The following is a 17,619-nucleotide window of genomic DNA, read 5'->3' as shown; positions in this document are numbered from 1 at the left end:
CCGGAGCCTTGCGGCCCCGGTTCCGGAATCATTTCAATGCGTTCCGGCCGTGGCCGGACAATCCGATTCAGCCGACGATTTCGGTGTCGGAGAACCAGTACTTGATTTCCTGGGCAGCGGTTTCCGGAGCGTCGGAACCGTGAACCGAGTTCTCGCCGATCGACAGCGCATGCGTCTTGCGGATCGTGCCTTCGTCGGCGTTGGCCGGGTTGGTGGCGCCCATGATTTCGCGGTTCTTGAGGATCGCGTTCTCGCCTTCGAGAACCTGGACGATCGTCGGGCCGGAGGTCATGCCTTCAACCAGTTCGCCGAAGAACGGGCGTTCCTTGTGAACGGCGTAGAAACCTTCGGCTTCGCGCGTGCTCATCCAGACGCGCTTGGAAGCAACGACGCGGAGGCCTGCATCTTCGAGCATCTTGGTGACCGCGCCGGTCAGGTTGCGCTTCGTCGCGTCCGGCTTGATCATCGAAAAGGTGCGTTCAATCGCCATTTTCACAATTCCCTTGGTTTTTTCCGGTGAAAGTGGCGGTTCCATAGCCGCCAACGCCCGGCAAAACAAGGGGGGCGCGGTGATTGGCAATGTCAGGGGTAAAGTTTCACGCAGCCGTCACACGATAGCCCACGCCGCCGTACAGATCGAGGCAGCGACGAAACCAGCCGGCCACCGGGTCATCCTCTTCCAGCATATTCGTTCCGGCCGTGGTGCGCAACCATTGCAGCGCGCCGAAGACGATGTAGTCCGGGAAAAGCGGGCTTTCGCCGCCGATGAAGGGCTGGATCTTCAGCATGTTGCGCAATGGCTGGAGTTTTTTGGCAAAATCCGCGATCTCCACCTTGCCGGCAGCGGCGATGTCCTCCAGCGAGGCGCCGAGGCGCGCCTCCCGGCTGCGGCGGAAGTAGGCCTGGTCCGTCGGATCGAGCAGGTTGTGGATGTCGAGGATGGCGATGCGGGTGATGGCCATGTGCAGGGTCGATTGCGACCAGTTTTCGATGAAACGGGCCATTGCCTTGCCGCCCTCGCCGCCAAACAGCGACGGCCGGTCGGGATAGGCCTCATCGAGATAGAGCGCGATGGCGAAACTGTCATGCACCAGACGCTCGCCGTCGCGCAGCAGCGGCACCGTCGCCGTGCCGCCGCCCTCGATGGCCGGGATCTCGGTGAAGCAGACCGGCACGGTCTCGTAGTCGAGGCCCTTGTGCGCGAGCGCCATCACCGTCTTCCAGACATGCGGTGAAAACTGGCGGGTTCTGTCGGCGCCGGAAAGCGCATAGAGCAGTCGGGTCATCGGAGCCTCGTCATTTGCTTTCGTCTATTGAAAGGCAGCGCGACCGACTGTGCAAATCAGATAATTTCATGGGTGGCATTCACGCCGCCAATGCGGGCTTGCGCTATAGTCCAGCGATCAGGGAGACCCCAATGCGCGACCATTACCGCATGCTTGCCGCCTACAATGCCTGGGCCAACCGCATCCTCTACGAGGAAGTCGGCAAGCTCGACGATATTGCCTACCGCCAGAATCTCGGCGCGTTCTTCGGCTCGCTGCACTGCACGCTGAACCATCTGCTGACCGCAGACCGTATCTGGATGAAGCGTTTTACCGGGGAAGGCGATGCGCCCACCAGCCTCGACACCATCCTGCACGAGGATTTCGCGGGCCTGCGGGCAGCGCGGCAGGCGCAGGATGCGCGGCTGTCGGCCTTCGCCGATTCGCTGACGGAGGAAAGGATCGCGGCCGATTTCACCTATAGCCCGCTCACCAACCCGACGATCGTCACCCACCCGCTCGGCCCGGCGCTCGCGCATGTCTTCAACCACCAGACCCATCACCGTGGCCAGTGCCACGGCATGCTGACGGCGGTTGGCGGACCAAGCATCACATTAGACTTGATTTATTTCGTCCGCACCGAGGGCACGGTGTTCATGAAATAAGGGCAGCCGAAAGGGTCGCGTGCTGCCGTGCCTGACGACTAGCGTCTCGGCAGTAGAGCGCGACCGGCATTGCGGATGGACAGGGCCGAGTCGGCCATCTGGGCAATGAGCCCGGCTTCCATGGCGGCGGCCAAGGCGTCCTTGTATTCCTGGCCGGCAAGGCCGTGCTTCTTGGAATGGCTTTCGACGGCACCGCGCGTGGCTGTCGGGGAAATTCCGTAGCGCGGATTGTGGAAAGCATTGACGATGATCTGGTTCTTCTCGTCGGCGGTCATGGGTAGCTCTCCAATGATGTTTCCGTCGTGCTACTCCAATGTGGGCCTTGTAGATAGGCCAAATACCGCAATCTCTCGCTCCAGCGGCAAACAAAGCCAGAACATCGACTTCCAAACGTTGAAAAAGCCGTGATCGTGGCCGCTCCGGCACCGCGCGAACACGATTTTTCGTGCGCAACCGGGAGCAAAACACCCCTAAATTTTAGGGCGAGTGGTATCTTCGGTTCCTGCAACAGTAGTGATACAGTCGCATGATATGGAAGCGCTCGGCATCGATCTTGGGGGCCGCTTCGTCCTGTTACCCAAGTGACAGGCACGGGCGATCGATGATGGGATAGTCGCTGCCATTGGGGCTGACGCCGGACGGCGCTGCCTCATCCTGAGAGAGGAAAAACAATGGCAAGAACGACCGAAGAGTGGGCAGCCCTGCTCGGTAGCACGCTTAGCAAGATGGCGCGGGTCTACGGCACCGATGCCCCGAATGCCTACCTGCCGGAGGAATGCTATCCGGTGATCGAAAAGACCTTCGAGGTGGCGCTGACGGAGGCGCGCGCCGAGGGTTATGCGGCGGCCATGCGCGAGCTTCAGCAGAACCGCGCGCCGCGCGCCAAGGAGCCGGCACGCGCAACGGTGATCGGGCAGATGATGCGGGTCATCCCGCTCGCCCGTCGGACGGCCTGACCAACCCTGGCGGCGGCAGCGATGCGCGCCGCCCGCACGCCGGAGCGACAGGCGGCTTTGCGCATTGTCCACTCCGGCTCAATCTTCTTTCAGCACACGCAAAATTAACCGCGCAATCCGATAGTTACGCCGATTGACACAACCCGAGCGCACGCGCCTACCGCTGCGCCCCATGTAACGGCGTTTCATGAGCAGCAAGCCCACCTCCGTCCCGAAAGATCCCCAGGCGACCGTTCCGCCGATCACGGCGCGCATTGCGCATGTGATGGCCAATCTCGGCATTGCCGGGTTGCCGCGGAATTATGAACTGCTGTTCGAGGCGCTGAGCGGCAATGCCGGCGTCGCCCGCGAGATCGCAGCACTCGGCAAGGCGCCGGAGCAGGCTGCGCTCGATTCGATTGCGCTGCGCCATTCGCTGCCGAGCCACAATGTGCTCGCCGCCGGCCAGGCCGCGGGCGAGGCCGTGCGGGTGCTCTCCGAAGTCGCGGAAACCACCGAGTCGAGCCGCCGGCAGCGAGCGGCCGCCATGCAGGAACTGGAAGAGATCGCCGCGCGCATGGGCAAGGACCCCGTGCTTGGCATTTCGGATTTCGCCAGCGACACGGTCCGCCTCCTGTCCATCCTGCGCGATATTCTGGGCGCCGACCGCTCCGCCGCGACGCGGATCGAAGACCTGCATGCCCATCTCGACGGCCTGCGTTCCGGCCTTGCCGTCAGCCGCGAGGCGTTGACGCACGATCCGGTGACAGGCCTTGCCAACCACGCCGCGCTGCTCGGGCGGCTGAAGGTGTTTTTCCAGACGGAAGCCGCCGACGGCACGTCTGCTCTCCTCCTGTTCCGCGTCGAGCAATTGCGGGAATTCGCCGAGACGCACCCGGCGGGTGCCGCCGAAAAGACGTTGAAGCGGCTTGCCGCCATTTTCCGCCGTTCGGTCAAGAAGGACGATTTCGTCGCCCGCACCGGGCCGGACCTGTTCTGTCTTTTGCTTTCCGATGTCAGCCGCGAGATTGCGGTCACCATCGCACGGCGCATCGCGGGCAGCGTTGCGGAAAAGCCGTTTCCCTTCATGAACCGCGAGTTGCCTGCTGGCTTCCTGACGCTGACGGCCGGCATTTCCATGAGCGATTCGGCCAACTCACCGATGATGTTCTACGATCAGGCCGACCAGGCGCTCGCCTATGCCGCGGAGACGGACATTGCGCTGCGCATCTATTCCGCAGAGGTGGCAGACCGGGCTGGTCGCGGCTATCGCAATTCCGCCGCCTGAAGGCTTGTCTTCGGCCACCGCGCGACCCCTGCTTTTTTGACGCGATTGCGGGCACAAAACCGCTTCGCACTTTTGCAGAAATTGCTCTATAGACCCGGCATGATCACGATTTCCGGCCTCACCGCCCGCATTGCCGGGCGTCTCCTCATCGATAACGCATCCCTTTCGCTGCCGAGCGGCGTGAAAGTGGGTCTCGTCGGGCGCAACGGCACCGGCAAGTCCACGCTGTTTCGCATCATTACCGGCCAGCTTGCCTCCGAGGCCGGCAGCATCTCGCTGCCGAAGAATGCGCGCATCGGCCAGGTGGCGCAGGAAGCGCCGGGCACGGACGATTCGCTGATCGAGATCGTGCTGGCCGCCGACAAGGAGCGCGCCGCTCTGCTGAAAGAAGCGGAAACCGCGACCGACCCGCATCGCATCGCCGAAATCCAGACACGGCTCACCGATATCGGTGCGCATTCAGCCGAATCGCGGGCCGCAAGCATCCTTGCCGGCCTCGGTTTCGACCATGAGGCGCAGCAGCGGGCGGCCAAGAGCTTTTCGGGCGGCTGGCGCATGCGCGTGGCGCTGGCGGCCGTGCTGTTTTCCGAGCCGGACCTGCTCCTGCTCGACGAGCCGACCAACTATCTCGACCTCGAAGGCACGCTGTGGCTGGAAGACTATGTGCGGCGCTATCCGCACACCGTCATCATCATCAGCCATGACCGCGATCTGCTCAACACCGCTGTCAACGCCATCGTTCATCTCGACCAGCAGAAGCTGACCTTCTATCGCGGCTCCTACGACCAGTTCGAGCGGCAGAAGGCCGAGAACGACGAGCTGCAAATGAAGGCGAAGGCGAAAAACGACGCCGCGCGCAAACACCTGCAAAGCTTCATCGACCGCTTCAAGGCGAAGGCCACCAAGGCCAAGCAGGCGCAGAGCCGCGTCAAGGCGCTGGAGCGCATGGGCACGGTCGCCGCCGTCATCGAGACGCATGTGCAGCCGATCACCTTTCCGGAGCCGGAAAAGCAGCCCGCTTCGCCGATCATCGCCATCGAAGGCGGTGCTGTCGGCTATACGCCGGGACAACCGATCCTCAAGCAGATCAACCTGCGCATCGACAATGACGACCGCATCGCGCTGCTCGGTTCGAACGGCAACGGCAAGTCTACCTTCGCAAAATTCATCTCCGGGCGGCTGGAGGCGGAATCCGGCACCGTGAAGCGTGCACCAAGCCTGAAGATCGGCTTCTTCGCGCAGCACCAGCTCGATGACCTCATACCCGAGCAGTCGCCCGTCGAACATGTCCGCCGGCTGATGCCGGAGGCGCCGGAAGCCAAGGTGCGCGCCCGCGTGGCGCAGATGGGCCTTGCCACGGAAAAGATGTCCACGCCCGCCAAGGATCTTTCCGGCGGCGAGAAGGCCCGCCTGCTGATGGGCCTTGCCGCCTTCGACGCGCCGAACCTCCTGATCCTCGACGAACCGACCAACCATCTCGACATCGACAGCCGCCGCGCGCTGATCGAGGCGTTGAACGACTACGAAGGCGCCGTCATCCTGATTTCGCATGACCGCCACCTCATCGAGGCGACCGTCGACCGGCTCTGGCTGGTCAACAACGGCACGGTGAAGACCTTCGACGGCGACATGGAGGAGTATCGCAGCCTCATCGTCCAGTCCGGCAAAAAGGACGACAAGGAAAAGGGGACGAACGGCAGCGATACGACCAACAAGGCGGACCAGCGCAAGGCCAATGCGGACCGGCGCGCCCAGTTCGCGCCGCTCAAGAAAAAGATCAACGAAATCGAATCGTTGACGGCGAAACTGCACAAGCAGATTCAGCTTCTTGATGCGGAGCTTGCGGACCCGGTGCTCTACGAGAAGACCCCGGCGAAGGCTACGGAAAAGGCCAAGCTGCGTTCGCTGGCCGTCGACAAGCTGAACGACGCCGAGGAACAGTGGTTGGAGCTTTCGGCCGAGTACGAAGAAGCGATGACTGGGTAACAAACCCGGCCGGCCGGCCCTGCTGCCGGCAAGAGCACAGTAGCGGCGCGAGAAACGCACAAAAAACAGGCAGATAGCGGGAAGCGCGCCCTAAGACGAAAGTCGTAGGAGCGCCTTTACCCGTTCTTCCCCTGCTTGGCTTGAAACCCCCAACCCGACATGATTAGCTCCCGCGTGATGACACGAGAGCAGGGAAGAGGAGCCCTGCTCGCCATTGGGAGGAAATCTATGGATCGTCGTTCATTCATCAAGAAGGCCGGTGTTGCCGGCGTGGGCGGTGCAGCCGCGACCATGCTTGCAGCCCCTGCAATTGCGCAGACCAATCCGAAGATCACCTGGCGCCTGACCTCGTCGTTCCCCAAGGGGCTCGACACGATCTATGGCGGCGCGGTGACCTTCGCGAAATACCTTTCCGAAGCGACCGACGGCAATTTCGAGATCCAGCCCTTTGCGGCCGGTGAACTGGTGCCCGGCCTTCAGGCCGCCGACGCCGTCTCCGCCGGCACGGTCGAGGCCTGCCACACCGTCGCCTACTATTACTGGGGCAAGGACCCCACCTGGGCGCTCGCGGCCGCCGTTCCCTTCGCGCTCAATGCGCGCGGCATGAACGCCTGGCACTACCATGGCGGCGGCATCGACCTCTGCAACGAATTCTTCGCCACGCAGAACATCTATGCCCTGCCCGGCGGCAATACCGGCGTGCAGATGGGCGGCTGGTTCCGCAAGGAAATCAAGACCGTCGAGGACCTCAAGGGCCTCAAGATGCGCATCGGAGGCTTTGCCGGCGCAATCGTCGCCAAGCTCGGCGTCATCCCGCAGCAGATCGCCGGCGGCGAAATCTACCAGGCGCTGGAAAAGGGCACGATCGACGCCGCCGAATGGGTCGGCCCCTATGACGACGAGAAGCTCGGCTTCCAGAAGGTCGCGCCCTACTACTACTATCCGGGCTTCTGGGAAGGCGGCCCGACCGTGCACCTGATGTTCAACAAGGCGAAGTACGACGAACTGCCGAAGCACTACCAGTCGCTGATGCGCACGGCGGCGCAGGCCACCGACGCCAATATGCTCCAGAAGTACGACTACCTGAACCCGACGGCGATCAAGAAACTCGTCGCCGCCGGTGCGCAACTGCGCCCGTTCAGCCCGGAAATCCTGACCGCCTGCTTCGACCAGTCCGAAAAGACCTATGCGGAGATGGAAGACAGCAACGCCAACTTCAAGAAGATCTGGGATTCCATCAAGGCCTTCCGCAAGGAAACCTTCCTGTGGCAGCAGGTGGCGGAGTACACCAACGACACCTTCATGATGCAGCTACAGCGCGCCGGCAAGCTCGGCTGAGCTGGCATTCAGACGGCGGGATCCATGATCCCGCCGTCTTCGTTTCATCCGGAGCAATAATGCATCATTCTGCAGTGACTGCCGCGCATCAAAGACGCGCAGCGCTGTAGGCTCCGGCACCGGTCAATCCGTTCATTGAAAACGGAGGGAGGGGAACTTGGCTCTCGCTTTACGTATCACCGGCGTCATCGACGAACTGAGCCGGCGGGTTTCGATCATCGCGGTCTGGCTCGTGTTGCTTTCGTCGCTGACCGCAGCCTTCAATGCGATCTTCCGCTACTCCACCGACGGCATCCTCTGGATGGAGCGCAATGTCGGCGGCGTCGGCATTTTCGAGTTCATGCTCAACCTCTACCGCAACAACTCCAACACGCTCTCCGAAGCGCAATGGTACATGTTCGCCGGTATGGTCATGCTGGGCGGCGCCTGGACGCTGAAAGTCAACGAGCATGTGCGTGTCGACCTGATCTACGGCTCGGTCAGCGAGCGCACGCGCACCTGGATCGACCTGCTTGGCGGCATCTTCTTCCTGCTGCCGATATGCGTGCTGATGATCTATTTCACCTGGCCGTGGTTCGTCGATTCGTGGGTCACCAACGAGGGGTCCAACAATGCCGGCGGCCTGCCGCGCTGGCCGGCCAAGCTGATGATCCCGCTCGGCTTCGGCCTCGTCGGCCTGCAAGGCCTCGCTGAAATCATCAAATGCGTTCTCGTGTTCACCCACGGCTACGTCCGCGAATTCGCCTACGAGAAGCCGCTGCAATGATCCAGTTCATCATCCACTACATGGCGCCCATGATGTTCGTGGGCCTGATCTTCTTCATGGTCATCGGGTATCCGGCGGCCTTCTCGCTCGCGGCGGTCGGCCTGTTCTTCGGCTTCGTCGCGATCGAACTCGGGGTGATCGCACCGGATTTCCTCGGCAACCTCACCTACCAGCTGTTCTCGGTGCTTTCCAACGACCTGCTGCTGGCCATCCCCTTCTTCACCTTCATGGGCGTGATCCTGGAACGGTGCGGACTGGCGGAAGACCTGCTCGACGGCTTCGGCCAGCTCTTCGGCGGCGTGCGCGGCGGTCTTTCCTATGCCGTCATCCTCGTCGGCGCCGTGCTCGGCGCGATCACCGGCACCGTCGCCGCCTCGGTCATCGCCATGGGCCTCATTTCGTTGCCCGTCATGACGCGCTACGGCTACAACATCCGCCATGCCACCGGTGTCATCGCGGCGTCAGGCACCATCACCCAGCTCATCCCGCCTTCGCTGGTGCTGATCGTGCTGGCCGACCAGCTCCAAAAATCACCCGGCGACATGTATATCGGGGCGACCGGCGCCAGCATCGTGCAGGTGCTGCTGTTCATGGGCTGGGTGTTCATCCTCAGCATCTTCCGGCCGCACTATGTTCCGGCCCTTCCGCCGGAAGCTCGCACGCTGCGCGGCTGGCCGCTGTACTGGAAGTGCATTCGCGGCATGGTGCCGTCGCTGGCGCTGATCTTCATCGTGCTCGGCACCATCTTCATGGGCCTTGCCACGCCGACGGAAGCGGGCGCCATGGGCGTGGTGGGCGCCATCCTGCTCGCCTGGATGAACGGCCGCCTCTCCTGGAAGCTCATCTACCAGGGCATGGACATGACGATGCGGCTCACCGCCATGGTGGTCTTCATCCTGCTCGGCGCGCGTGTCTTCTCCCTGGTCTTCCAGGGTGTCGGCGGCAGCCACTGGATCGAGGAAATGCTGACCTCGCTGCCGGGCGGCGTCGTCGGCTTCCTGATCTTCGTCAACATCTTCATCTTCGTCATCGCCTTCTTCCTCGATTTCTTCGAGATCGCCTTCATCATCGTGCCGCTCATCGCGCCCGCCGCGCAGGCGCTCGGCATCGACCTGATCTGGCTCGGCGTGATGATCTGCGCCAACATGCAGACGAGCTTCATGCACCCGCCCTTCGGCTTTGCGCTCTTCTACCTGAGGGGCATCGCGCCGAAGACGGTGAAGACCCGGGATATCTATATGGGGGCTATCCCCTGGCTGATCCTGCAGCTCATCCTCGTCGGCCTGCTGATCGCCTTCCCGGAAATGGTGACCTACTTCCTCGACAAGGACGTGGTGCAGGATCTCGACAGCATCCAGATCCTGGTGCCGGGCACGGAAGGCGGCAGCGGGCTCGACAGCGCCCCGAGCTTCGGCCTCGATTCGCCACCGCAGTTCGGGCAGTAGACGCCCCTCACCCCGCTCCAAACAAACGGCGCCGCTTGCCAGCGGCGCCGTTTGTGCTAGAGGAGGGAAATCATCATACAAATGAGGGTGGAGCCATGTCCCCGATCAATCTCGCAATCGTCGGCGTCGGCAAGATCGTGCGCGACCAGCATCTTCCGGCCGTCGCAAAGAACAGCGACTACAGGCTGATCGCCGCGGCAAGCCGCCATGGCACGGTGGATGGCATCGACAATTTCAAGTCGATCGACGAGATGCTCGCTGCGGTGCCTGATATCGACGCCGTGTCGCTCTGCATGCCGCCGCAATACCGCTACGAAGCCGCCGAGAAGGCGCTGTCCGCCGGAAAGCATGTCTTCCTCGAAAAGCCGCCGGGCGCGACCCTCTCCGAAGTCGCCGACCTCGAAGCGCTTGCTGATTCGAAGGGGCTCTCGCTCTTCGCAAGCTGGCATTCGCGCTACGCGCCGGCTGTGGAAGCCGCCAAAACCTTCCTCGCCGGTACGACGATCCGCGCCATGCAGGTGATCTGGAAGGAAGACGTGCGCCACTGGCACCCGAACCAGGAATGGATCTGGCAGGCCGGCGGTCTCGGCGTGTTCGATCCCGGCATCAACGCGCTGTCGATCGTCACCCACATCCTGCCACGCCCGGCCTTCATCACTGCCGCCACGCTGGAATTCCCGGAAAACCGCGACGCGCCGATTGCCGCCGCCATCACCTTTAGCGATGCCAAGGGTCTCGACCTCAAGGCGGATTTCGACTGGCGCCAGACCGGCAAGCAGAGCTGGGACATCGTCGCCCAGACGGAAGCCGGCGAAATGGTGTTGTCCGAAGGCGGGGCGAAACTCTCCATCGACGGCAAGCTTGTCCACGACGAGCCTGAGCAGGAATATCCTATGCTCTACAAGCGCTTCGCCGAAATCGTGAAGGCCGGTAAATCCGACGTCGACCTCGCGCCGCTGCGCCACGTCGCCGATGCCTTCATGCTTGGTCGGCGGAAATTTGTCGAAGCATTTTACGACTAAACCGCGAGCGATGGCCGAGCGCTGAGGGGGTCAAGCCTTCTTCACCCAGCGGCCATCGCTGTTCTGCTGCCAATAGGTCAGCTGATGCCCCTCGCCTTTCAGGCGTTTCCAGTGCTCGCGCGCCCTCTCTACCTCAGCCTGGTCGTAGCCGTCGAACATGAAGATCACACGCTCATAGGCTTCGAGTGGCGGCGGTTCGGCACCGGCGATCAGGAAGCGGACATTGGCCGCATTGGCATTGTCCGGCGTGGTCGTCAGCAACACGGGCTGCTCGGCGGGAAACGCCTGCTCGTCCGTGCCGTGCGGCAGAAAACTGTCCTCGCGAAAGGTCCACAGATGCGTGTCGAGCGCATCGCGGCGCTCCGCATCGCCGGCCTGCACGACGACGCGCCAGCCGCGCTCGAGACTCTTGTCGAGGAGCGGCGGCAGCGCATCCTCGAGCTTCGATTCGGTCAGGTGGTAGAAGAGGACTTCACTCACCTGCTGGTCACCCCTCGTAGTTCGCGCGCACCAGTTCGTCGAGCAGGCGCACGCCGAAGCCGGAGCCCCAGGACTGGTTGATCTCGTCGGTCGGCGAGCCCATGGCGGTGCCGGCGATGTCGAGATGGGCCCAGGGCGTGTCCTTGACGAAGCGATGCAGGAATTGCGCGGCGGTGATCGAGCCGGCCAGGCGGCCGCCGGTGTTCTTCATGTCGGCGAACTTGCTGTCGATCATCTTGTCATATTCGCGGCCGAGCGGCATGCGCCACAGGCGTTCGTGCGTGGCAAGGCCGGCGGCGGTGAGGCGCGCGGAAAGCGTGTCGTCGTTGGAGAACAGGCCGGCATGGTGGCTGCCAAGTGCAACGGTGATCGCACCGGTCAGGGTGGCGAGGTTGACCATGAACTGCGGCTTGAAGGTCTCGTTGCAATACCAGAGCGCATCGCAGAGCACGAGGCGGCCTTCGGCATCCGTGTTGATGACCTCGATCGTCTGGCCGGACATCGATTTGACGATGTCGCCGGGGCGCTGCGCATTACCATCGGGCATGTTTTCCACAAGGCCGAGGATGCCGACGACATTAGCCTTCGCCTTGCGGGCGGCGAGCGTGTGCATCAGACCGATGACGGCAGCGGCACCGCCCATGTCGCCCTTCATGTCCTCCATGCCAGCCGCCGGCTTGATGGAAATGCCGCCGGTATCGAAGACGACGCCCTTACCGATGAAGGCGATCGGGCGGTCCTTCTCCTTGCCGCCCTTCCAGTGCATGACCGCGAGGCGCGGCGGACGCACGGAACCCTGCGCAACGCCGAGCAGCGCCGCCATGCCGAGCTTCTTCATCTCGCGCTCGGTGAGGATATCCACCTCGACGCCGAGCTTTTCCAGAGCCTTGGCCTTGTCGGCGAACTCGACCGGACCGAGCACGTTGGCGGGCTCGTTGACGAGATTGCGGGCGAGAATCACGCCCTCCGCGACGGCATCGGAAATGTCGTTCGCCTTCTTTGCGGCCGTGGCAACGGCAGTGACGATTGTCACCTTGGTCGCTTTGCCGGCCTTCGCCTCGTCGTCCTCGCTCTTTTTCGTCTTGTAAATATCGAAGCTGTAGGCGCCGAGTTGCATGCCGAGCGCGAAATCGGCGGCATTTTTCGCCGTCACGGTAACTCCCGGCGCATCGATGTAGATCACCGCCTTTTCAACGCCTGCGATCTTGGCAGCGGCGGCTCCGCCGGCCTTCAGCCAGTCATGCGCAACGAGCTTGTCGGCCTCGCCGAGGCCGAGGATGCGAATACGATCCACCGGTGCGCCGTGCGGCGCCAGCACGTCGAGGCTTTTCAGCGCCTTGCCGGTGAATTTCGCAACCGCCGCGGCGCGCGCGACAACACCTTCCGGATCGACCTCCCCGACACCGGCCGCCTCACCGCCGGTAATTTGCAGAAGAATCGCGAGGCCGCCCGAAGCGCGTGCCGTCTTTGCGAAACCGATGTCGAACCTGGAAGCCATGATTTACTCCGAATGTCAGCCGACGGGCCTGTCATCCCGCCTGGGAGCCCGCAAATCGCATCAATTCCTTGTCGCTTTTGCGGCGCTTGGCAAGATGCGTCACCTTGTTTACAGAAGGTTAAGCATGCTTGTTCGCCATAAATTTTCCATCGGAGTGGAGACTCCTGGCTATAGCATCCGGCTGAAGAAAGCTTATATGCCCATGGCTGTTCCGACGGGTGCCCTAGCACGACACCGGAGCCGCTTGTCGGAAACGCGGACGAAACGATGAAATTGATCGAGCGCTATATCCTGCGGCGGGCGTCGCTCATGTTCGTCGCCACGCTCGTGCCCTTGCTCGGTATCGTCTGGGTCACGCAGGCGCTGGCCAGCGTCAATCTCGTTACGGACAGCGGCCAGTCGATCTTCGCCTTCCTGAAGCTCGCGACGCTGATCATTCCCTCCGTCATCCCGATCATCCTGCCCTTCGCGCTCGTTATCGGCGTGTCGCAGACGCTGACCGTGATGAATTCCGATTCGGAATTGACGGTGCTGAATTCGGCCGGCGCCTCGCGCGTCACCATCATCCGCCCCGTCATGATCCTCGCGATCGCGATGAGCTTCGTATCCTTCGCCGTCGACAACTTCGCCGAACCCTATTCGCGTGTCGCCGTGCGCAAGATGATCGCCACGGCGCATGCCGACATGCTCTCCGCCGTCGTGCAGGAAAACACCTTCCGCAAGGTCGCCGACGGCCTCTATGTGCAGGTGGCGGAGCGTCGCAACGGCGGCGTACTGCGCGGCCTCTTCGTTGCCGATACGCGCGATCCGCGCTTCGAACTCGTCTACTATGCCCGCGAAGGGGCGGTGGACGAAAACAGCTCCGCGCTCGTCATGAAGGACGGCGAGGTGCACCGCAAGCTGCCGGACGGCGATGTCTCGATCATCAAGTTCGATTCCTACGCCTTCGACCTCACCGACCTCACGCAGAGCCTCGGCAAGTCGAACATCCGCGCCAAGGATCGCGACCTGTTCTACCTCTTGAATCCGGATCCGAAGGACCCGCAGTTCGAGAAGAATCCGGGCGCCTTTACCGCCGAGCTGCACCGCCGCTTCACGGAATGGCTGCTGCCCGCCGTCTTCGGCCTGATCGCGCTCGTCGTAAGCGCCGATGCCCGCTCGCATCGCGAGGCGCGGGTGCATCCCATGCTTACGGCGCTGTTGACGGCACTCTTCGTGCGCTGGCTGAGCTTCTACGCATCCAACAACGCCGAAGAGTCCGTCTATTTCATACCCATCATGTATCTCATTCCAATCGTCACAGCGGCGTTGGCGATCCGCTTCCTTGGCCGCAACAAGAGCCTCGACATCCCGATGACGTTCGGCGAACGGCTCACGGACCTGCGCGACCGGGTGCTGGCGCGCTTCACGCGGGCGGGCTCGACACCCACCGGAGGCGGCCAGCCATGATCCCGACCCTCGGCCTCTACTTCTTCCGCCGCTACATCGTCACCACCATCTGGTTCCTGCTCGGCATCTTCTCGCTGATCTTCATCATCGATTTCAGCGAATTGTCGAACCGCATCGGCTCGCTGCCGGGCTATACGCTGACCAGCGGCCTGCTCGTCACGGCGCTGCGCATTCCGATGATCCTGATGCAGACCGTGCCCTTCGTGGCGCTCTTTGCCGGCATGGCGGCGCTGATCTCGCTGAACCGGCGCTACGAACTGGTCGTCACGCGTGCTGCCGGCATTTCCGTCTGGCAGTTCCTGCGTCCCTTCGTGGTTGGCGCCTTTCTGTTCGGGGTCCTGGCGGTGCTGATCATCAGCCCGATCGCCGCCTGGGGCAGCAAGAAGGCACAGGAAGTCGAAGCAAGCTGGGGCGCAACCGTCTCGCGCACGGAAAACGCCGTACCGTGGATCCGCCAGATCTACGGCGGCGACCAGGCGATCATCGGCGCCAAGGCGCTGCTCGACGACGGCACGCGGCTTCTGAACGTCACCATCATCCACTTCGATACCGACGGTCGCATCACGCTGCGCCAGGATGCCGAATCGGCAACCTTGGAAGATGGTTACTGGCTGCTTAACAACGTCAACGAAACGCGGGTCGGTGAATTGCCGGTTCGTCTCAAGGAGGCGCAGCTTCGTACCAACCTGAAACGTGAATTCGTTCAGGAGAGTCTCGAAAAGCCTGAATCCATTCCATTTTTGAGCCTTGGACGGAAGATCGAGGCGGCAAAGTCGTTCGGTTTCCCCACAAACGCCATGGAAACGCAGTTCCACTCCATGCTGTCGCTGCCGCTGCTTCTGGTTGCGATGACGCTGATCGCGGCCTGTGTATCATTGAAATTTAGCCGGTTTAATCAATCGCGTGCGGTGATTCTGGGTGGAATCCTGTCTGGCTTCATGCTTTATGTCGTCACCGTGCTTGTGAAGGCATTTGGAAGCAGCGGTGTTGTTCCTCCGTTTGTTGCGGCCTGGCTCCCAGTGGTCGTCGCAATGTCGTTGGGTGCGACTATTCTTCTGCATCAGGAGGACGGCTAGTGGCGGCAGGCGCCCGCAAAACGAATTGGTGGTCGAAAGCCGCCCTGCTTGCAGGTGCGGCCATGGGCGCCATCGTGTCCGCCGCTGCCTTGCCCGCACAGGCCCAGGCTCCGGACATCCGGACGATGGAACCGAATATCCCGGATGACGCAAAGCTCATCCTGGCTGCCAATGAACTCGTCTATAATAACGACACGGAAAAGGTGATCGCCCGCGGCGCGGTGCAGATCAACTATGGCGGCTACAAGCTCGTCGCCCGCCAGGTCGAATACAATCAGAACACCGGCCGGTTGACGGCGCACGGCAATATCGAACTCATCGAACCGACCGGTAACCGGATCTATGGCGATGAGATGGACCTGTCGGACGATTTCGCCAACGGCTTCGTCAATGCGCTGCGCATCGAGACGACCGACCTCACCAAACTGGCAGCGACCAGCGGCGAGCGCGTCAACGGCGAGGAGATGATCCTCAACCACGCCGTCTATACCGCCTGCACGCCCTGCGCCACGAACCCGACGCACCGCTCGCTCTGGCAGATCAAGGCCGAGCGCGTCGTGCAGAACGGCCGCACCAAGACGATCCGGCTCGAGCGTGCCCGCTTCGAGATGTTCGGCAGGCCGATCGCCTATATTCCGGTGCTGGAAGTGCCGGACCATACGGTCAAGCGGAAGAGCGGCTTCCTGTTTCCGCAGTTCGGCTATGAGCAGAAGCTCGGCTTCGGCGTTACGACGCCCTATTACTTCGCCATCGCGCCGGACATGGATGCGACGATCTCCCCTACCGTGCTGACCCGCCAGGGTTTTCTGCTCGAAGGGGAATTCCGCAAGCGTTTTCACAACGGCCAGGTGACCTTGCGCGCCGCCGGCATCGATCAGTGGAACCCCAGCGTTTTCACGGGTGGTACGAGCGACCGGTACGAAGACTTCCGCGGCATGGTCGCCTCGAAGGGCGACTTCAAGATCAATCCCCGCTGGGCGTTCGGCTGGGATGTGATGGTGCAGACCGACAACAACTTCGCGCGCACCTATGACCTGGATGGCCTGGACGATCGCATCCACGCCAACCAGTTCTACCTGTCCGGTCTCGGCCGCCGCAACAGCTTCGACCTGCGCGCCTTCTATTTCGACGTGCAGGACGCCGACCCAGTGGACAAGCTGGAGCGCAAGCAGGCGATTGCCCAGACACTGGACCACGAATATATCGTGCCGCAGCCGGTGCTTGGCGGTGAACTCAGCATTACGACCAACATCACCAACGTTCAGCGCGATCTCGAAGATTTCTACAACGTGGGCAAAACCGATAGCAAGCCTGGCAGCGATCGGTTCCGCGGGCTCGCCGGCGGCACGACGCGGCTAAGCAGCGAAGTGGAATGGAAGCGTCAGTTTATCGTGCCTGGTGGCCTCGTGCTGACCCCGATGCTGGCGGCGCGTGGAGATATGCTGCGCCTCGATATGACGGCGCCCAAGGGTTACGCCGGCGATTACGAAGACGACAACAGCGCGACCCGCGCCATGCTGACCGCCGGCCTCGAAGCACGCTACCCGATCCTGGCGACAACCGATTACAGCACGCATCTTTTCGAGCCGATCGCCCAGATCTATGTCCGCCCGGACGAAGATCTTGCCGGCGCATTGCCGAACGAGGACTCGCAGAGCTTCGTCTTCGACGCCACCAATCTGTTCGAGCGCGACAAGTTCTCCGGCTTCGACCGTATCGAGGGTGGATCGCGCGCCAATCTCGGCCTGCGCTACACCGGTACATTCGACAATGGCGTGCGCCTGCGCAGCATCATCGGCCAGTCCTTCCATCTCGGCGGCGTGAACTCGTTTGCGACCGACGACCTGGTCAATGCCGGTGCGAATTCCGGCCTCGAGACCGACACGTCCGACTATGTCAGCATGGCCGGTATCGACCTGCCGAACGGCCTTTCGGTTGCATCCAGCGCGCGGCTTGACAAGGACGACCTCTCGGTGCGCCGTTCCGATACGTCGCTACGCTTCGATGGTGCTCGCTTCGAGACCGAGTTCACCTATACGCGCATCGCTGCACAGCCTGACTACGGCCTGGCGAAGAACGCCAGCGAACTTCAGAGTGCGGCAGCCTTCAAATTCAAGGACTACTGGTCGGTATTCGGCTCGCTCACCTATGACCTCAAGAGCAAGAGCCTGTCGCGCAATGGCATCGGCTTTTCTTATGACGACCGCGACACCGTCTTCTCGATCGTCTACGAGCAGACACGCGATAAATCCAGCAGCACGGCGAACGACTGGTCGATCGGCGCGCGCCTGATGTTCCGCACGCTGGGCGATATCCATGTCGGCGATACGACGCTGACCGGCTTCGAGTGAGGGCATCGCTCCACTCTTGTCATCGTTTGGCCGCATGTATTATGCACATCCGGGA

At 62.3% G+C, this 17,619-nt stretch carries 16 protein-coding genes; 11 read left to right on the top strand and 5 right to left on the bottom strand.

The window, feature by feature from the left end; genetic code table 11:
• Positions 1 to 67: 67 nt before the first annotated feature.
• Positions 68 to 490: a nucleoside-diphosphate kinase gene (gene ndk, locus ACT6VE_RS06060; protein WP_347974492.1), complete on the bottom strand. Its 423-nt coding sequence runs from the start codon at positions 488 to 490 to the stop codon at positions 68 to 70.
• A gap of 106 nt (positions 491 to 596) precedes the next feature.
• Positions 597 to 1,286 carry a glutathione S-transferase family protein gene (locus ACT6VE_RS06055; protein WP_444797708.1) on the bottom strand — a complete coding sequence of 230 codons (690 nt, stop codon included), beginning with the start codon at positions 1,284 to 1,286 and terminating at the stop codon, positions 597 to 599.
• Between the two features lie 131 nt (positions 1,287 to 1,417).
• Between ACT6VE_RS06055 and ACT6VE_RS06050 the strand changes: the two genes are divergently transcribed.
• Complete coding sequence (locus ACT6VE_RS06050; RefSeq protein WP_444797707.1) at positions 1,418 to 1,930, top strand: DinB family protein; 513 nt, start codon at positions 1,418 to 1,420, stop codon at positions 1,928 to 1,930.
• A 38-nt stretch (positions 1,931 to 1,968) separates the two neighbouring features.
• Here ACT6VE_RS06050 and ACT6VE_RS06045 read toward each other — a convergent pair whose 3' ends face one another.
• Positions 1,969 to 2,205, bottom strand: a complete 237-nt coding sequence (locus ACT6VE_RS06045) for a hypothetical protein (protein ID WP_444797706.1) — start codon at positions 2,203 to 2,205, stop codon at positions 1,969 to 1,971.
• A 396-nt stretch (positions 2,206 to 2,601) separates the two neighbouring features.
• Between ACT6VE_RS06045 and ACT6VE_RS06040 the strand changes: the two genes are divergently transcribed.
• The 7 genes from ACT6VE_RS06040 (at position 2,602) to ACT6VE_RS06010 (ending at position 10,710) form a co-directional block, all read left to right on the top strand.
• Positions 2,602 to 2,886: a hypothetical protein gene (locus tag ACT6VE_RS06040; protein WP_444797705.1), complete on the top strand. Its 285-nt coding sequence runs from the start codon at positions 2,602 to 2,604 to the stop codon at positions 2,884 to 2,886.
• A 187-nt stretch (positions 2,887 to 3,073) separates the two neighbouring features.
• Positions 3,074 to 4,153 (top strand): GGDEF domain-containing protein, encoded by a 1,080-nt coding sequence (locus ACT6VE_RS06035; RefSeq protein WP_444797704.1) that lies wholly within the window; start codon positions 3,074 to 3,076, stop codon positions 4,151 to 4,153.
• 99 nt (positions 4,154 to 4,252) lie between these two features.
• The gene (gene abc-f, locus ACT6VE_RS06030) at positions 4,253 to 6,139 is read left to right on the top strand and encodes a ribosomal protection-like ABC-F family protein (RefSeq protein ID WP_444797703.1); all 1,887 of its coding nucleotides are present in this window, start codon (positions 4,253 to 4,255) and stop codon (positions 6,137 to 6,139) included.
• Between the two features lie 228 nt (positions 6,140 to 6,367).
• Positions 6,368 to 7,477: a TRAP transporter substrate-binding protein gene (locus ACT6VE_RS06025; protein ID WP_444797702.1), complete on the top strand. Its 1,110-nt coding sequence runs from the start codon at positions 6,368 to 6,370 to the stop codon at positions 7,475 to 7,477.
• 157 nt (positions 7,478 to 7,634) lie between these two features.
• Positions 7,635 to 8,243 carry a TRAP transporter small permease subunit gene (locus ACT6VE_RS06020; protein ID WP_444797701.1) on the top strand — a complete coding sequence of 203 codons (609 nt, stop codon included), beginning with the start codon at positions 7,635 to 7,637 and terminating at the stop codon, positions 8,241 to 8,243.
• The gene (locus ACT6VE_RS06015; RefSeq protein WP_444797700.1) at positions 8,240 to 9,688 is read left to right on the top strand and encodes a TRAP transporter large permease; all 1,449 of its coding nucleotides are present in this window, start codon (positions 8,240 to 8,242) and stop codon (positions 9,686 to 9,688) included. Before ACT6VE_RS06020 ends, ACT6VE_RS06015 begins: the two co-directional genes overlap by 4 nt.
• Before the next feature lie 95 nt (positions 9,689 to 9,783).
• The gene (locus ACT6VE_RS06010) at positions 9,784 to 10,710 is read left to right on the top strand and encodes a Gfo/Idh/MocA family protein (protein WP_444797699.1); all 927 of its coding nucleotides are present in this window, start codon (positions 9,784 to 9,786) and stop codon (positions 10,708 to 10,710) included.
• 30 nt (positions 10,711 to 10,740) lie between these two features.
• Here the strand turns inward: ACT6VE_RS06010 and ACT6VE_RS06005 are convergent, their stop codons facing one another.
• Both ACT6VE_RS06005 and ACT6VE_RS06000 read right to left on the bottom strand, forming a co-directional pair.
• On the bottom strand, positions 10,741 to 11,190 hold the full coding sequence (locus ACT6VE_RS06005) for a DNA polymerase III subunit chi (protein ID WP_444797698.1): 450 nt from the start codon (positions 11,188 to 11,190) through the stop codon (positions 10,741 to 10,743).
• Between the two features lie 7 nt (positions 11,191 to 11,197).
• The gene (locus ACT6VE_RS06000) at positions 11,198 to 12,688 is read right to left on the bottom strand and encodes a leucyl aminopeptidase (protein WP_444797697.1); all 1,491 of its coding nucleotides are present in this window, start codon (positions 12,686 to 12,688) and stop codon (positions 11,198 to 11,200) included.
• Positions 12,689 to 12,955: 267 nt separating this feature from the next.
• Between ACT6VE_RS06000 and lptF the strand changes: the two genes are divergently transcribed.
• Genes lptF through ACT6VE_RS05985 form a run of 3 tightly spaced genes read left to right on the top strand, consistent with a single transcriptional unit; the run spans position 12,956 to position 17,564 of the window.
• Positions 12,956 to 14,137, top strand: a complete 1,182-nt coding sequence (gene lptF / locus ACT6VE_RS05995) for an LPS export ABC transporter permease LptF (protein ID WP_444797696.1) — start codon at positions 12,956 to 12,958, stop codon at positions 14,135 to 14,137.
• A complete protein-coding gene (gene lptG, locus ACT6VE_RS05990) occupies positions 14,134 to 15,213 on the top strand; it encodes an LPS export ABC transporter permease LptG (protein WP_444797695.1) in 1,080 nt (359 codons plus the stop codon). Before lptF ends, lptG begins: the two co-directional genes overlap by 4 nt.
• Positions 15,213 to 17,564, top strand: coding sequence for an LPS-assembly protein LptD (locus ACT6VE_RS05985; RefSeq protein ID WP_444797694.1), 2,352 nt, complete (start codon positions 15,213 to 15,215; stop codon positions 17,562 to 17,564). Before lptG ends, ACT6VE_RS05985 begins: the two co-directional genes overlap by 1 nt.
• Positions 17,565 to 17,619 lie beyond the last annotated feature (55 nt).

This window comes from Shinella sp., from assembly GCF_052438155.1.
Lineage (GTDB): Bacteria > Pseudomonadota > Alphaproteobacteria > Rhizobiales > Rhizobiaceae > Shinella.
Note: the sequence above shows the minus strand (reverse complement) of the source record. Positions and strands in the feature narration are given on the sequence as shown.

What these genes read in the sequence shown, in the direction of transcription:
- ACT6VE_RS06010 (WP_444797699.1), top strand. Translation starts at nt 9,784, where the DNA reads ATGTCCCCGATCAATCTCGCAATCGTCGGCGTCGGCAAGATCGTGCGC.
- lptG (WP_444797695.1), top strand. Translation starts at nt 14,134, where the DNA reads ATGATCCCGACCCTCGGCCTCTACTTCTTCCGCCGCTACATCGTCACC.
- ACT6VE_RS06000 (WP_444797697.1), bottom strand. Translation starts at nt 12,688, where the DNA reads ATGGCTTCCAGGTTCGACATCGGTTTCGCAAAGACGGCACGCGCTTCG.
- abc-f (WP_444797703.1), top strand. Translation starts at nt 4,253, where the DNA reads ATGATCACGATTTCCGGCCTCACCGCCCGCATTGCCGGGCGTCTCCTC.
- ACT6VE_RS06055 (WP_444797708.1), bottom strand. Translation starts at nt 1,286, where the DNA reads ATGACCCGACTGCTCTATGCGCTTTCCGGCGCCGACAGAACCCGCCAG.
- ACT6VE_RS06040 (WP_444797705.1), top strand. Translation starts at nt 2,602, where the DNA reads ATGGCAAGAACGACCGAAGAGTGGGCAGCCCTGCTCGGTAGCACGCTT.
- ACT6VE_RS06050 (WP_444797707.1), top strand. Translation starts at nt 1,418, where the DNA reads ATGCGCGACCATTACCGCATGCTTGCCGCCTACAATGCCTGGGCCAAC.
- ACT6VE_RS06045 (WP_444797706.1), bottom strand. Translation starts at nt 2,205, where the DNA reads ATGACCGCCGACGAGAAGAACCAGATCATCGTCAATGCTTTCCACAAT.
- ACT6VE_RS06015 (WP_444797700.1), top strand. Translation starts at nt 8,240, where the DNA reads ATGATCCAGTTCATCATCCACTACATGGCGCCCATGATGTTCGTGGGC.
- ACT6VE_RS06035 (WP_444797704.1), top strand. Translation starts at nt 3,074, where the DNA reads ATGAGCAGCAAGCCCACCTCCGTCCCGAAAGATCCCCAGGCGACCGTT.
- lptF (WP_444797696.1), top strand. Translation starts at nt 12,956, where the DNA reads ATGAAATTGATCGAGCGCTATATCCTGCGGCGGGCGTCGCTCATGTTC.
- ACT6VE_RS06025 (WP_444797702.1), top strand. Translation starts at nt 6,368, where the DNA reads ATGGATCGTCGTTCATTCATCAAGAAGGCCGGTGTTGCCGGCGTGGGC.
- ndk (WP_347974492.1), bottom strand. Translation starts at nt 490, where the DNA reads ATGGCGATTGAACGCACCTTTTCGATGATCAAGCCGGACGCGACGAAG.